The following is a 15,162-nucleotide window of genomic DNA, read 5'->3' as shown; positions in this document are numbered from 1 at the left end:
TTATCGCTTATTCTAAATGGCTAATAATCTTTTCCATATCTGCATCAATTCCAACCCCTGTCAAAAAAGAGATTGTTTGTATAACTGGTGTTCCGCCTGTATTACTTACTGGTGTTGTTGTGACAATTAAATCTGCACCTGCCGCTTTAGACGGCACCTCCGATACTTTACATTGCTCCACAATAACATTAAATCCTTTGTTTTTTAATATTTCTTCTATTTTTTTCGCTACGACTGTGGATGTGGCAACTGCTGTACCACAGGAAACCAAGATTTTTTTTGCCATTGTAATTCCTCCTATAATAAATAATTAAGCTTTAAAAGCAGTTTCATCTTCCTCTAGTTGAACAGGCTTTAATGTCTTCGCATCTAATCCCATTTCTTTCGCATATTGTTTTTTAATGTCATTTCTGACCCAATACCAGAGCGAGGCGTACAAAATCGCAGCTATAATCGCACCGATAAAGTATGGATTGCTTGGGTCAAGCAATCGGACGATAATCCATGGAATGACGTGTGATCCTAAATCTATACCAGAAATTTGTGTAGCTCCCTCTGGGAAATCAAAGCCGACTGCTCTTCCCATCGTTGTTGCTAAATCTGCAAGATTAGTAGCAATAAAGAAGACGATCATCAAGGTGACGATACTGTTAATAATGCCGCGGATAATATTGCCGCGTGCTGCTGCGACTGCCCAAACGACTGTAAAGGGAAGTACTGCAAAATCCGCAAAAGGCAGCATACCGTTATATGGTAAAATTACAGCTAATAATAAGGTAATAGGAACCATGATTAGTGCAACCGCCATATTTGATGCTGTTCCGATAACAATCGCTGTATCAAGCCCAATATAAACATTCTTACCAGGGAACTTTTTATTGATTAAGTCGCGGGCTCCTTCTGAAATAGGGATTAGTCCTTCCATTAATAGAGCTACCATTCTTGGCATCAAAATTAATACTGCAGACATCTGAATCCCTAATGTTAGAATTCCTTTAGCATCGTATCCACCGAGAAAACCAATCAGCAATCCAAGCACTAATCCCATTACGAGGGGCTCTCCAAAAATCCCAAATCTTTTCTTTAATGTTTCAGGATCTGCCTCGATTTTATTAATTCCTGGTATTTTATCCACAATCCGGTTGCTAGCATATGTGATGGGAGCAAAGTTAACTGTTTCCGAGTGAGCCATTGAGACTCCTTTTAACCCAAAGTGGTGTTCGACAGCCGGAGCGGTCCAGTCCGCCAATTTGAGGGTTATCGCAGAAACAATTAATCCAACTGCTATAGCTAAAATCATGTTATCGTAGGCATAATAAGTGACCGAGGCAGCGAAGATTAAATGCCAGAAGTTCCAAATATCAACATTTAGCGTTTTTGTTAAATTCGTTGACAGCATGATTACATTTAAAACCAGTACTAATGGAATCATTAATGGTGCTACAGGCGTTCCAAAGGAAATAGCAGCACCGATTGGCCATCCCACATCAAGAATATCTAAATTTAATCCTAATTTCTCTACCATCGCTTGGGCAGCTGGTCCGATTGCCCCCGATAAAAGCCCGATAACAAGATTTACACCTATGAAACCAATCCCAATGGTTATACCTGCTGTAAATGACTTTTTAAAGCCTTGCTTTAACAGTAAGCCAAATACTGTCATAATGATCGGCAGCATAATAGATGGACCTAAATCTAATACAAAATCTACAGCTTGCTTAATCATAAAAAGACCCCCTCACAATAGATAGCGCTTACATTTCTGGTGAAAAAAAAAGTGCTAAACACTTATCTGATTTATTTCCCTGTCTAATACAGAAAGCAGCTCTTTAGCAGATGCTGCATTTTTCAACTGGGACATGGCAGCTTCATTTTGAAAGACACCCATTAACCGTTCGAGCATCACAAGCTGTTTAGTAGGTTCAGATATTGCTAACATCAAGACAATCTCCACATTCACTGGTGTATCTGTACTGCCCATTACGATAAATTCTACTGGGTGCTCTAATACTGCCACAGCAATCATCGGGGTGACTACATGTTCTGGATCAGTATGGGGAATTGCCACGCCCATCGAAGCAAGAGGCAAGCCTGTTGGAAAAATCCTTTCCCTTTCTAAAATAGAAGCTAAAAAAGTATCTTTAACATAATTGTATTTCTTTAGCTTTTCATAAAGCCTCGTCATTACCTCCTCCCTATTTGCAGCTTTAACATGCAATTGAATTACCTTTTCATCTAATTGAATTAACTTTTCCATTGTTGTCTCCCTCCTTTCGTTTGTAGTGATTTTTACTTTTGTTCAATAGCGTTACATTTGTAATCATCATAAAATACAGAACCTGTTCAGTCAAGACATTTTAAGAAAATTCTTATTATTTAATTTCGTCTATTCCTCTTATTATTTTAACTGCACAAAAAAGCCTATTATTACTAGGCTTTTTTGTTGCGAATATGATTAGATAGCCGAATGTATTTCTTTATTCGCTTTTGATTTGTAGACTGCATTCAGCGCTGCTTCATAGAAGGTTTCTGAAATTGTCGGATGTGGATGAATCATGGAAGCTGCTTCTTCTATTGTTCCTTCTAGGTACATAAAAGCTGAGGCGTTTGCGATCAATTCTGTTACATTTCCACCTGCCATAACGACACCGATAATCTCGCCAAACCTTGCTTCATAAATGATTTTAGTAAATCCTTCTGGCTGACCGGCACTTATTGCTTTCCCGCTCCCGCCAAAATTAAATGTCTCTATTTTCACGTCCATTCCTTGCGCTTTTGCTGCTTCTTCTGACAAACCGACAGATGCAATCTCAGGAAGGGTATAAATGCAGCGCGGCATTACTTTATAGTCAATAAGGTCTTTTCTTCCTGAAGCATTATTTACAGCAACTATTCCTTCTGCACTTGCAGCATGTGCTAGCTGCCATCCGCCAATGACGTCTCCGATCGCATACACATTTGTCATGCTTGTTTCCATTTGGCTATTGACTCGAAGAAAAGGTCCGTTCGTTTCTAATGAAAGCCCTGTAACTGCTGATAGATTCGGCCTGCGCCCAGTACATACGATTAATATATCTGTGTGAAGCTTTTGCTCATTCCCCTTTTCATCCTCACAGACTACTAGTTTCGTCCCTTCAGTTTCCTCTACTCTCTGCACTTTAGCATTTGTATGGATGGTAATCCCTTTTTTCTTGAGACTACTAGTTAAGAACTTGGAAGCTTCGATATCCTCTGTTGGGATAATCTTGTCAGAAGCTTCGATAATGCTTACTTCTGCTTGTAAGGCAGCAAAGATAGTTGCAAATTCTACTCCAATTACGCCACCGCCGATAATGACGACCGATTTAGGTATCTCTTCCAAATCGAAAACTGTATCACTAGTTTCATAGGAAACAGTTTCTAATCCTGAAATCGGCGGCACCGCAGGGACAGAGCCAGTTGCAATAATGATTTTATTGCCCTTAATAGTCTCTTCCTTACTAGCTGATTGAATCATTACTTTTCCATCAGGCAGTACTGTTCCATAGCCGTTATAAGCATCCACCTTTCCTTTTTTTAAAAGGAAAGCAATACCGTTGCGAAGGCGTTTAACGACGTCATCTTTTCGGTTCTTCATTTTACTTAAAGATAACTGAAGCGGTCCTGAGTCAATTCCCCACTCTTTCCCTTTTTCGATTTGTTCAATAATTTCAGCATGCTTTAAATATGTTTTGGAGGGAATACAGCCTCGATTCAAGCATGTTCCACCGAGAAAGTCTGCCTCAATAAGGGCTGTCTTTTGTCCAAGTTCTGCTGCATGCAGAGCCGCTGTATATCCACCCGGTCCTCCGCCGATAACAACAATATCATAGGTTTTCACCACTATACCTCCTATGCTAATAACTCATATGGGTTTTCCAATATTTGCTTTAATTCTGTTAAAAACGCTGCGGCCGGGGCTCCATCGATTGCTCGATGATCAAAGGAGAGACTTAATGTCATCATTGGCCGAATTTCCAGACTGTTATTTATAGCTACAGGTTTATCCTGAATGCGGCCGACTCCTAATATGGCACTTTCAGGCTGATTAATGATCGGCGTAAAAGCATCAACTGCATACATTCCAAGGTTGGAGATCGTAAAGGTAGAGCCTTTTAGTTGTTCTGGGAGCAGCTTATTTTCACGCGCTCTCTGTCCGATATCTTTTGCCTCCATTGTAACTGCAGTGAGTCCTTTTGAAGAAACGTCTTTTATGACTGGAACCATTAAACCGTCAGGAACCGCTACTGCCAAACCGATGTTAATTTCTCTGTACTGAACAATTTCGTCTCCTACTACAGATGCATTCACATGAGGATGACGACTTAATGCGGTCCCTGCCGCTTTTATGATAATATCTGTAAACGATAAACGAAGGCCTGTTTGTTTTTCGACAACTGGTAAGAGGGATGTTCTCAGTTCTTTTACTTTGGTCATGTCTGCTTCTGTGGTTAATGTAACATGTGGTGCGGTATAAGCGCTTTGTGCCATCCTTTCGGCAATAACTTTTCGAATCCCAGACATTTTCTTCCGTATTTCCATTGATTCTAGCACTGGTTCTGATTCCATTGATTTTGCTGGCAGCGCTGATAATACGTCTGCTTTCACAATCTTGCCCTGTGCTCCGCTTCCAGCAACAGTATTTAAGTCCACTTGTGCTACTGCAGCTATTTTTTTCGCAAGTGGTGTTGCCTTTGTATTATCTTCTAGTTGTAGCAACACATCTTTTTTATGAATGCGGCCGTTTGGTCCGCTTCCGTTAATGAAAACTAAATCTAGTTTGTTTGTGCGGGCCATTTGCCGAGCAGCTGGAGTTGCCCGAGGTTTTTCTTCCGTTTGTATGTGATTATGGGAGAGTTCTTGTTGAATAGAAACTGATTCTGCTTGTTCTCTCACGTCTGTTTCACCGCCAGCAATGCCTGGCGAATTGGCAGGCACTGCTTCACCCTTTGCACCGATATAGCCAACAATATGGTTAACTGGTACCTCCGTGTCAACATCGACATATTTTTTTAACAACACACCATCATCATAGGCTTCTACTTCAATGTTAATTTTATCTGTCATTATTTCAAACAGCGGTTCACCGATTTCGACAGTCTCTCCTTCTTCTTTAAACCACTGCAGAAGTGTCCCGACTGCCATCGTGCTGCTTAACTTAGGCATAAATATTTCTTTTGCCATATTGGCTTTCCCTCCTTACCTGTTCTTCACTGTTTCTTTCACTGCCTCAACAATATCGGGAACTTGGGGAATGGCAGCTTTTTCTAATTTCGGGTTGTATGGAATCGGGACATCCTTTCCTCCTAACCGTTTAATTGGGGCATCTAAATAGTCAAATGCTTCGCTCTCTGCAATAACACTGACAATTTCTCCACCAAAACCGCCTCGCTTTACTGCTTCATGAACTACAATTAATCGTCCAGTCTTTTTGACAGATTGTATAATCGTGTCTGTATCTAGTGGAACAAGCGTACGCGGATCAATGACTTCCACACTTATGCCGTCTTTTTCCAGTTCAGCCGCTGCCTCGAGTGCTTTATGAACCATGATAGCGGTTGCAACAATTGTCACATCTGTGCCGCTCCGTTTAATATCTGCCTTACCTAACTCGATTTTGTATGATTCTTCTGGCACGTCTCCTGTTGTTTTATACAAAAGCTTATGCTCGTAAAAAATAACGGGGTTATCATCATCCATTGCCGCTTTTAGCAATCCTTTAACATCATAAGCTGTCGCAGGCTGGACTACCTTTAAGCCGGGGATGTGGGCCATCCATGCTTCTAAGCTTTGTGAATGTTGAGCAGCTGCTCCTGTTCCTGAACCAGCAGGTGTGCGCAGCACCATTGGCACCTTGCCTTTACCTCCAAACATATAGCGTGTTTTCGCCGCTTGATTCACCATTTGGTCCATAGCTATTGTAATAAAATCAGAGAATTGAAGCTCCAATATTGGACGCATTCCTGTTAAAGCTGCACCAATGGCAGCACCTGCAATCGCTGCCTCTGAGATTGGCGTATTACGAACGCGCTCCGGTCCAAACTCCTCAATCATACCCCGAGTAACGCCAAAGGCTCCTCCGTATACACCGATGTCTTCACCGAGGATAAACACATCCTCGTTTTCTCGCATTTCTAAACTCATTGCTTCCCTGACTGCCTCTAAATAGGTTATTTGTCTAGTAGCCATTTTTTAGCTCCTCTCTTTTAGGCATATACATCTTCTAGTAATCTATCAAGGGATGGTTCTGGACTGTTTTCAGCGAATGTTACAGCCTTTTCAATCTCTTCATAGGCTTCTTCCTGAAGCTGTTTAGCTGTTTCTTCTGTTAAGACACCACTATTGATTAACGTGTCTTTAAAGCGTTTAATTCCGTCCTTTTCGCGCCATTCCTTCTCTTCTTCCCGAGTCCGGTATTTTTTTGCATCGCTTTTAGAGTGGCCTTTCCAGCGGTATGTTTTCATTTCAATTAAGGATGGTCCTTTAGAATTGCGTGCATGCTCAACCGCTTCGTGAACGGAATTCATTATCTCAATCATGTCAAGACCGTCCACTACTTTGCCAGGTATGCCGTAACTGCCGGCTCTGTCGGCAATATTTTCAATCCTTGTCATATCTTTGACTGGGCCGGACATCCCATACTGATTATTTTCGCAAATAAAAACTACCGGCAAATCCCAAATCGCTGCTAAGTTCAGCGATTCATGGAAGCTGCCTTCATTTGATGCACCATCTCCAAAGAAGCAAAGCACCACATAATTCTCATTTTTTATTTTGGAGGTAAGAGCTGCTCCGACTGCTAACGGAAGCCCGCCGCCGACAATCCCATTGGCGCCCAGATTGCCTTTTTCTAAATCTGCAATATGCATCGATCCGCCTTTTCCTTTACAGTAGCCTGTTTCTCTGCCAAAGAGCTCTGCCATCATCTTGTTCACATCGCCTTCTTTCGAAATACAGTGGCCGTGCCCGCGATGGGTGCTGATAATCTTATCTTTTCTGCTAATCACTGCAATGGATCCAGCAGCAGACGGCTCTTGGCCAACACATAAATGTGTTGTTCCATGGATCATTCCTTTCGCAAAAAACTGGTCAACTTTTTCATCGAAATACCGAATTAGCCACAGTTCTTTATACAGCTCTTTTAATTTCTGTTCTGTAATCATTTCAGGAAGCTTTAATGTTTTAATCTTCATTATTGTTCCTCCCTTTACATTTGTTCAATACTGTTACATTTGTAAAAATCATATAATGTATTGCTCTTCTAGTCAAGGGAAAAGCGTGTATTTTCTGATATTTTTTACTAATCAAAAATCAATTTAAAAGAGGATAAAAAAAGGGAAAAAGAGCTCAAGTTTATATACTTGATTCTCCCTTTCCCGCTTGTTTATTTTACTGAAATTACTGTTCCTTCATTAATAGAATTTGGGAAGGAATATGGTGCAGCAAACACAGCTCCAGGCAACACTTCATCTACTGGTTCTTGAAAATAGATAGATATATGCCCTAATTCCTTGAAATTCTTATTTGCATGATCTCCTAACGCTGTAATAGTAAAAGTCTCGTCTCCAAATGCAATCGTGCCGCCATGCTTTAATGGCTCACTATCCAACAGCTCAAATTCATGAATAACTGCCATTTCTCGAAGTTCCTTCGGTGCCTGTGGCCCGAATAATATTAAGATTTTATCTTCTTTAAATGCGGAAACTAATACACCTATTTCTTTTACGACTGATGTTGTCATCCTTAATCCTCCTATTGGTTCATTACTTATAGTGTCACAAGCGGCCGTTGTTCTAAATTAGATGGAAAAAGCTGATCTTGTAATGCTCTTAATTTCCAAACCGTTGTATTTGTATCTAACTCTATATCATCAAAAGTCAGGAACGTTCCTGTTTTTATATCCCGTTTTGCTATTACTTTTCCACTAATTAAACCAATTGGAATATGACCATTTTTCTTCATATCAGAATGCGTTTCCAGAACACCGCGAACACTGTATCCACCAATGCCGTCTAATGTTTCTCCAGCTTTTATATCTCTTTTAGCGACCGTTACTGTTTCAGATATAGGCGCCCCGAGTGGGTGAATGGAAGAGTCATGCTCTAATACTGCTTTTGCAATAGTGATCGGCGTTTCTAAACTAGCCAAATGATAAGGGCGGTAAAATACATAATGAGGACCTTTGCCAACTTTTAAGTAGCGCAGCTCTTCATCAACTGGTTCAAGCTCACTTTTGACAATGACAAAAACCCCTGGTGCTAATCCGTTTACATACTCTACAACCCCAAAGCTGTTTAATACCCCGCCATTTTCCTTTAAGTCCAATTTATCAGCAACATCCTGCACTGTTGCTGATACACCGTGCATGCCGACCTTATCTGGAATTAACCCAATCGCATTACTTAACAGGTTCATTTCTGCCATTGTTTTTGTCCCATCTTGAAAGGCCGCTAGCATATGGGCACTCATGTTTTTACTTTTTGCTTCAGCAGCTGCTGTATCAGGGTTTGATAACGGGTTAAATGGATTGTTTTTCCCTTTGCCGGCAACAAGCACTTCCAATCCCATCGTTTTAGCAAATTCATATAATTCTAGTGTAGCAGCAGGCTCATCACCGGCTGAGCCTGTATAAATTAGTCCGGCATTGCTGAACATTTGATACATGATGGAGCCAATTGTTATATCCACTTCTACATTGAGCAGAACGATATGTTTTTTAGACCTTAACGCTTCTAATGAAACATTTGCGCCTACTTCTGGAACACCAGTGGCATCTACGATTACTTCCACATTGTTTGACTGAATGACTTTACGATAATCGTTTGTAACTACGATAGAATCCTTGCGGGCAGATTGAGAGGAATAGAAATCAGCAGCTCTTTGTGCTGCCTGAACATTTACATCACATATACCTGTTACGATCATACCGGGAATTTTGGAGATTTGCGCAATCATTCCAAAACCCATCTGGCCTGCACCGATAACTCCGACTTTAATGGGTGCATTTTCACGTTCTCTTTGTAAAAGCTTTGTGTAAATTGACATTAATAATTCCTCCCTCGTATTTGTAATGCGCTTACAATTTAATATTTTAGAAATACAAATGTTATATAGTCTAACAATATAGTGAACTTTATTACATTTGTTCCAACCCTTATCATTTGTTCCGCATTTTCAGTTTAAGGTGTTAAATAATACCTGTCAATGGTAATTTTCGAATAAATCAGAGTTCATATGCACGACTTCAACTCTTGCTAGCCTTCTACAAGGGCAGTTCCAGTTGCTTCATCTGTAATCAGCACATGAATTAAACTACCCTCCAAGGCAGCTTTTATGGCTTGAACCTTTTCCAGACCGGAAGCTACACCAATAACGAGCGGTATTGCTTTTAATTTTTCCAGTTCCATTGCTATCACTCTGTCATTCCAAGCATTTTGAACAGGCTTGCCAAACTTATTAATAAAGTTATAACAAATATCGCCGACAATTTCTGAGTCATTCGTGATTTGCAGATGATCAGAGCCCATGTACGATTTTACCATCGTCGAATCCTCTGGCCGGCCGCCTATACCTACAATGGCAATATGTGATTGTTCTGCTAAATGAAAAATAGACCGGATAGAAGGCTGGCGTATTAATACTTCTCTCGCTTCCTTTGTGTCTACCATTACTGGAACATGCAGTAACTCATACTTCGATTGAAGGGCATTGCCGACCTTTGAGACAATACTGTTCGAATGAATGTCTACTCGCTCGTTCCCCATCCCTCCGACTAATGGAACAACGGTTGCTGTTGGATAGTGCTGCACAGAACTGATAGCCTTTGCCACTTCATTTAATGTCGTGCCAGAGGACATGCCAATAATCTGGCCATCTCTGATAACACGATGTAAATACTCACTGGCCGCTTCGCCTAATTGCTTTTTTGACGTCTCCTTGCCAACACTCTCTATGCATACTACTTCCCTTAATGCATAAAGACGCTCTATTTTCCGTTCAATATTTCTAAATTGATGAATATGGTCATCATGAATGATAATTTCGACAATACCATCTTCCCTCGCTTTCGTTAACAGCTTAGAAACGAGGGACCTGCTGATTCCAATTCTGTCGGCAATTTCCGATTGGGTGGCACCTTCCTCATAATACATTTGGGCAATTTTAACGAGCATCCTTCTATCCTGTTTAAACACATCGACCCTATCCTTCCACGTATTTAATACATGCCAAAACTAGCAAAATAAGCAATGACTACAGCAACAACACCTGTGATCAAACGACTGTAAAGAATCGCAGGTACTCCGTAGCGAACTGTTTCTGGCTTAGCTTCGCCAAGAGACAAACCAACAGGAATAAAATCACAGCCAACTTGCCCATTAATGGCAAATAGGGCAGGAAGAGCATATTGGGGCGGAATATTGCCTAACGCTATTTGCGAACCGATTAATACGCCAATAACTTGGGCGATTACGGCGCCAGGTCCTAACACTGGAGATAAGAAGGGCAATGTACAGACAACCGCTATGACAAGCAGCCCCCAAAGGGAACCAGCAAGAGGAGTAAGTGCCTGTGCAATCCAATCGCCCACACCTGTATAATTAATAATTCCCATGAGCATACTTACAAACGCCATAAAAGGCAGAATATTCTTTAGCAAAATATCCATTGTGTCCCGGCCAGCTTGATAAAATGTGCCTGTGACATTGCCAATTCCTTTTGAGAAACGCAGCAAGATATTTTCTTTTTGTTTTGCTGCAATGTTTTGTTTTAATTGTTTATAGTTCTCCTGGAATTTGTCTTTATCTTTAGTATCAAATTTAGGACGCTCTGCTGCTTCTTCGGCACTTGCAGATTGATTATAGCTTTCTGAAATCGCCACATCTTTCGTTGTTACACCTGAAACAAAAATATCATCGGTTATATATTTGGACAGCGGACCTGATGGAGAGGAAGGAAGAACATCGACTGTCAAAATTCGTTTCATTGGGTAAACGCCAATCCGTGCAGTTCCGCCACAGTCAATAACAACACAGGCCATTTCTTCTTCTGGATAGGAGCCTTTAAAGCCATCTACTGCCTCAGCACCAGTTAACTCTGCTATTTTTGCGGCAACTGGATGAATCCCTCCGCCTGTAATCGAAACAATTTTGCTCTTTTTAGAATCTGGTTCCACATACAGACCAACACCCCAGCCGCCTGAGCCTTTGGATACGAAAACACCGCGATAAGCTGTCATATACAATCTCCCCCTTTTCTACGCTATATCAGCGCCATCCTTTTTCGCTAAATATTTTGTGATTATTTCAGTTACGATTCCACGAATCAAAATAATAACGACACCAACGATAAAGTAACGGACAGCTAAGTCTGCTATCGGCAGCCCTAATTCTTGGATGCCGTTAGCAATTCCTAAATAGACAAAGAGCTCTCCTGCATTTGCATAAGGAAATAAACCTGTGACTGGATGAACGAATGATACGGCTGAATCGTAGAAGGCGGGCTTTTGCTTTTCTGGTAAAAAACGGCCAAAAGTATATGCCATTGGGTTTGTTAACATAAGAAGTGATAGAATTGGCATGAGTGTATAGCGAAGGATTGTGTATTTAGCAGCAAACTGAATGATTCGTGTAACTCTTTCTTCTCCAACAAATTTCATCATTGCATACGTGAATGTTAATAGAACGACGAGAGTAGGAACAATGCCTGTTACCAGCCCCATAAAGGTTTCCCCGCCTGCCTGAAACATCCCAATAAAATGCTCTCCTAACCATTTGATCCATTCCATTGTTTGACCCCCTTATTTATACTCCTAATGACACCTTTTTCTTAGCGATTGTTAATAATGCATTTTCACTTGCCTGTAACAATGCCTTTCTTGAGGAAGGAAGTTTATTTTTGCCCTTATTAGGAATCTCATCATGGATGTAGCTGACAATTTCCCCAACATGCTTGCCTTTATAGATTTCCATCGCCTTAAATTTAGTTAAGACTGACATCCCTTTTAACAAGTGACATTCATGAATGATATAGTTACTATCAACAATTAAGACAGCAATTGCTCCGTGCTTAAGCTTTCCGCGTGTCATTCCTGAGAACATAAAAAAACCATCCTGACCTTTGTAACCGCTGACAATTTTATCGATATTCTTTTTGTATTGCTTAATCTGAAACAGCGATAAAAGATATTGCACAATAAGTATCAAACAAAGTATAAAAGCTAACTGCATATAAGCCCCCTTCTCCTCCCCTTATTTGCTTGTTATTGAGCCTCCTCACCCTAAATAATAGCGCTTTCATTTTTAAGTTAAAAAAACTGTAACATCTGTCACAGATAAACACTTTAAGGTTCTTCATGTCACATTTGTTACAGCACTTAACATTTGTTATACCCTTAGGATAATAAAAAGTTCACACATTTGTCAATAATCAAAAAAATATTTTTTAATTTTTCTGCAAATGGTTAAAAGCTCTTTGTTTCCATAAAAAAACCTGAGCAAATTAATTTGCTCAGGCATTCAAGATTTATCCAGCTTTCGATACATTGCTCATTAACTTAGCCTGTTTTGCCGCTTTTCCATGTAGGAAATAATAAACGACAAGTGCTAATAAGATATAGAAAGTACTGTAGAAATATAGCGAACCGAAGCCAATCATGTCTCCGACAAAACCTACTATAAAGGACCCGATTCCGATACCGCTGTCGAATAATGACAGGAAAGTTGCTGTTGCTAAGCCGCGCTTTTCTGGAGCAGCTTTTTGAATGGCGATTGTTTGGAAGCTTGGAAAGAGCGTTCCATAACCTAAGCCAATTAACGCTGCTGCAAACAAGAAGAAAAAGGCTGTGTTTACATTGCTCAATGTCAGCATTCCTATAGCAAATAGCAGAATGCATGGATAAACAATCACATTTGCACCATAACGGTCAAACCAGCGTCCTGCAAATGGTCTGCCGATCAGCATGATTATAGCATATACGACAAAGAAGTAGCCTGACACACTCTGCAAGCCTTTGCCGTCTGCATATACAGACACAAAGGACAAAATAGATGAATAAACGATTCCAAACAGTGCAGCAACAATGCTGATCGGAATAGCAGACGGTTCGAGAATGCCGCCGAATTTAGATGGAGTCTTTTCTGCCGGTGCTTCGCTTGCGGGAACTGTATTTTTCGGCAGTTTAATAAATAAACCTGTTAGGATTGCAAAAACCGCAAATATTACAGCCAGCAAAAATAGTGTATCTGCTCCCCATGAATTAATGGCCATCAAACCAAGGAACGGCCCTGCAACCATCGCAAGGTTCATCGACATTGAATAATAGCCCATTCCTTCGCCTCTTCTGGAGTTGGGAATAATATCTGCAACAATCGTTCCTGTTGCAGTAGTTGCCATCCCGAATCCGATGCCATGAAAGGCACGGACAATCAGTAGGCTTCCGACAGATTCAGGCAAGAAATAGAATAGCGCCACAAGAAAGAAGATCGCCAATGACAGTACAAGCAGTGTCTTCTTCCCGTATTTTTGCATCAGCTTGCCTGCGAACGGTCTGATGACAATGGCTGTCAGCAAGAACATTGTCGTGATCAGACCTGCGCTTGATTGTTTCCCATGCAGTTCATTGATGGCATAAACGGGCAGAGACACCATTAAAAAATAAAATGTTAAAAATAAAAAAAAGTTGCTAACCCAAATATTAATAAAACTTTTCGTCCAAAGTGTTTCCTTACTCAAATTCCTTCCCCCTAGTTGATAAATCCTGATTCCAATCTGAAATCAATGTCAGTAATTGCTGTTGAGATGCGGGATTTAATGGCTGAATCAGCTCCTCGTTCATTTGCAGGACTGCTTTTTCCCATTCTGGGTACTTCTCCAACGCTTTTTCGGTAAGCTCAATCCTTTTTGTGCGTTTGTCGATTCCCTTTACTTGTCTCACATAATCATTTGCTACTAATTTTTGCACCGTTCTTGTAATCGGCGGTGCCTCAATTGCTAAATAATCGGAAATTTCCTTCTGTGTCATAGAACCCTTTGTTTTAAGCAAAAAGAGAACAGTCCACTGTGAACTGTAAATATCGAACGGCTGAAGTGCATCATTCAATGATTTTGTCATTTGTCTGGCAAGCTGGTTTATCGAGTGAAATAATTCATGAACATCATTCATAGCAGCAGGTGCTCCTAACTTATAAGGTTAAATTAAAATTAGTTACCTAAGTAACTATATCAAGAAGAAAACAATTCATCAATAGGTTAAATGCATTTTTTTAGCTAATTTCTGTACAAATCTTTCATTTTTCTTATATAATGTTCGGAAACTGCTGTGAATTTTTTCATTATAAGGAGCAAGAGTAATGGAATGTAGACGAAAGATTTTCAGAGGAATGTGCTTCTGTTTATTTGCTGTATATATAGTAATTTTATTTTATTTATTGTTTTTTTCAGGGTACAGACAAGCAGTCAAAGGAACTGTTGCTTATAATTTCATTCCATTTAGAAGTATTCTTGCAGACATAGGCGGATTGTCTTCCTTTAATCTGGGGTTATGGACGAATAATTTATTCGGAAACATCCTCGCTTTTATGCCGTTCGGGTTCTTTATTCCCCTTCTTTTTGCTAATGTCCGCAAGCTTTCCTCGGTTATTGGCTGCGCTTTTGCCTTGTCTGTTTCTGTCGAACTGCTTCAGCTTGTAACAAGGATAGGTGCTTGTGATGTGGATGATGTTATCCTTAATACACTTGGGGGATTTTGCGGATATTGGCTGTGGAAAGTAATGAAACGTGCTTTTTAATCAGCAAATGAGGATGCTACAAAACAAAATATAACCTATCTAAACAGGAATATTTTAAAAAATAAAGCTTGGGATTATAAATAGTAGATAACTTTATCATTCGTTCAGTTCATTGCGCTTTTTGCGGGGAGGAAGCTAAAGCCTCCTCGTCTTCGCCTGCGGTGTCTCATCCACCTCTATTTCCCACAGGAGTCGAGTGCCCTCCGCCCCACAAAAAAACCAAACTATTTATAAAATGTACCCTATAGAGTAGACACTTAAAAAAAGTCTACCTATAGGGTATTTTTTTGTATAATTATGTAACACAACTAGAGAAACATGGAGACGGAGAAAATAATGAGTAAAAAGATTTTCACAG

General features: G+C 40.3%; 16 protein-coding genes. 1 reads left to right on the top strand and 15 read right to left on the bottom strand.

The features are described from left to right. Positions 1-7 precede the first annotated feature (7 nt). The 15 genes from M3600_RS11165 to M3600_RS11095 all read right to left on the bottom strand — a co-directional run bounded on the left by M3600_RS11165 (position 8) and on the right by M3600_RS11095 (position 14,179). Positions 8-286 (bottom strand): PTS sugar transporter subunit IIB, encoded by a 279-nt coding sequence (locus tag M3600_RS11165; protein ID WP_251645972.1) that lies wholly within the window; start codon positions 284-286, stop codon positions 8-10. 24 nt (positions 287-310) lie between these two features. Further along, a complete protein-coding gene (locus tag M3600_RS11160; RefSeq protein WP_233313753.1) occupies positions 311-1,726 on the bottom strand; it encodes a PTS galactitol transporter subunit IIC in 1,416 nt (471 codons plus the stop codon). A gap of 54 nt (positions 1,727-1,780) precedes the next feature. Beyond that, entirely contained in the window at positions 1,781-2,257 is a 477-nt protein-coding gene (locus tag M3600_RS11155; RefSeq protein WP_251645970.1) for a PTS sugar transporter subunit IIA, read from the bottom strand. A gap of 198 nt (positions 2,258-2,455) precedes the next feature. Continuing rightward, the gene (gene lpdA / locus M3600_RS11150; RefSeq protein ID WP_251645969.1) at positions 2,456-3,862 is read right to left on the bottom strand and encodes a dihydrolipoyl dehydrogenase; all 1,407 of its coding nucleotides are present in this window, start codon (positions 3,860-3,862) and stop codon (positions 2,456-2,458) included. 8 nt (positions 3,863-3,870) lie between these two features. Further along, on the bottom strand, positions 3,871-5,202 hold the full coding sequence (locus M3600_RS11145; RefSeq protein WP_251645968.1) for a dihydrolipoamide acetyltransferase family protein: 1,332 nt from the start codon (positions 5,200-5,202) through the stop codon (positions 3,871-3,873). Positions 5,203-5,217: 15 nt separating this feature from the next. Then, positions 5,218-6,207 carry an alpha-ketoacid dehydrogenase subunit beta gene (locus M3600_RS11140; RefSeq protein ID WP_237941479.1) on the bottom strand — a complete coding sequence of 330 codons (990 nt, stop codon included), beginning with the start codon at positions 6,205-6,207 and terminating at the stop codon, positions 5,218-5,220. Between the two features lie 17 nt (positions 6,208-6,224). Next, a complete protein-coding gene (locus tag M3600_RS11135; protein ID WP_233313748.1) occupies positions 6,225-7,211 on the bottom strand; it encodes a thiamine pyrophosphate-dependent dehydrogenase E1 component subunit alpha in 987 nt (328 codons plus the stop codon). Between the two features lie 191 nt (positions 7,212-7,402). Beyond that, on the bottom strand, positions 7,403-7,759 hold the full coding sequence (locus M3600_RS11130) for a PTS glucitol/sorbitol transporter subunit IIA (protein ID WP_233313747.1): 357 nt from the start codon (positions 7,757-7,759) through the stop codon (positions 7,403-7,405). A 26-nt stretch (positions 7,760-7,785) separates the two neighbouring features. Then, positions 7,786-9,063 (bottom strand): NAD(P)H-dependent oxidoreductase, encoded by a 1,278-nt coding sequence (locus M3600_RS11125; RefSeq protein WP_237941480.1) that lies wholly within the window; start codon positions 9,061-9,063, stop codon positions 7,786-7,788. 209 nt (positions 9,064-9,272) lie between these two features. Next, positions 9,273-10,211: a sugar-binding transcriptional regulator gene (locus M3600_RS11120; RefSeq protein WP_233313745.1), complete on the bottom strand. Its 939-nt coding sequence runs from the start codon at positions 10,209-10,211 to the stop codon at positions 9,273-9,275. Between the two features lie 23 nt (positions 10,212-10,234). After that, on the bottom strand, positions 10,235-11,254 hold the full coding sequence (srlE, locus tag M3600_RS11115) for a PTS glucitol/sorbitol transporter subunit IIB (protein WP_237941482.1): 1,020 nt from the start codon (positions 11,252-11,254) through the stop codon (positions 10,235-10,237). A gap of 18 nt (positions 11,255-11,272) precedes the next feature. Then, complete coding sequence (srlA, locus tag M3600_RS11110; RefSeq protein ID WP_233313743.1) at positions 11,273-11,803, bottom strand: PTS glucitol/sorbitol transporter subunit IIC; 531 nt, start codon at positions 11,801-11,803, stop codon at positions 11,273-11,275. Between the two features lie 16 nt (positions 11,804-11,819). Next, the gene (locus tag M3600_RS11105) at positions 11,820-12,245 is read right to left on the bottom strand and encodes a transcriptional regulator GutM (RefSeq protein WP_233313742.1); all 426 of its coding nucleotides are present in this window, start codon (positions 12,243-12,245) and stop codon (positions 11,820-11,822) included. A gap of 295 nt (positions 12,246-12,540) precedes the next feature. After that, the gene (locus M3600_RS11100) at positions 12,541-13,749 is read right to left on the bottom strand and encodes an MFS transporter (protein WP_233313741.1); all 1,209 of its coding nucleotides are present in this window, start codon (positions 13,747-13,749) and stop codon (positions 12,541-12,543) included. Further along, entirely contained in the window at positions 13,742-14,179 is a 438-nt protein-coding gene (locus M3600_RS11095) for a MarR family winged helix-turn-helix transcriptional regulator (protein WP_237941483.1), read from the bottom strand. The genes M3600_RS11100 and M3600_RS11095 overlap by 8 nt, the downstream gene beginning before the upstream one ends. 187 nt (positions 14,180-14,366) lie before the next feature. On the opposite strand from M3600_RS11095, the gene M3600_RS11090 reads away from it, so the two are divergent. Further along, on the top strand, positions 14,367-14,804 hold the full coding sequence (locus tag M3600_RS11090; RefSeq protein WP_233313739.1) for a VanZ family protein: 438 nt from the start codon (positions 14,367-14,369) through the stop codon (positions 14,802-14,804). Positions 14,805-15,162 lie beyond the last annotated feature (358 nt).

Source organism: Niallia sp. MER 6 (genome assembly GCF_023714395.1).
Classification (GTDB): Bacteria; Bacillota; Bacilli; order Bacillales; family Cytobacillaceae; genus Niallia.
The sequence above is the reverse complement of the archived record's forward strand: the minus strand, read 5'-3'. Positions and strand labels throughout refer to the sequence as shown.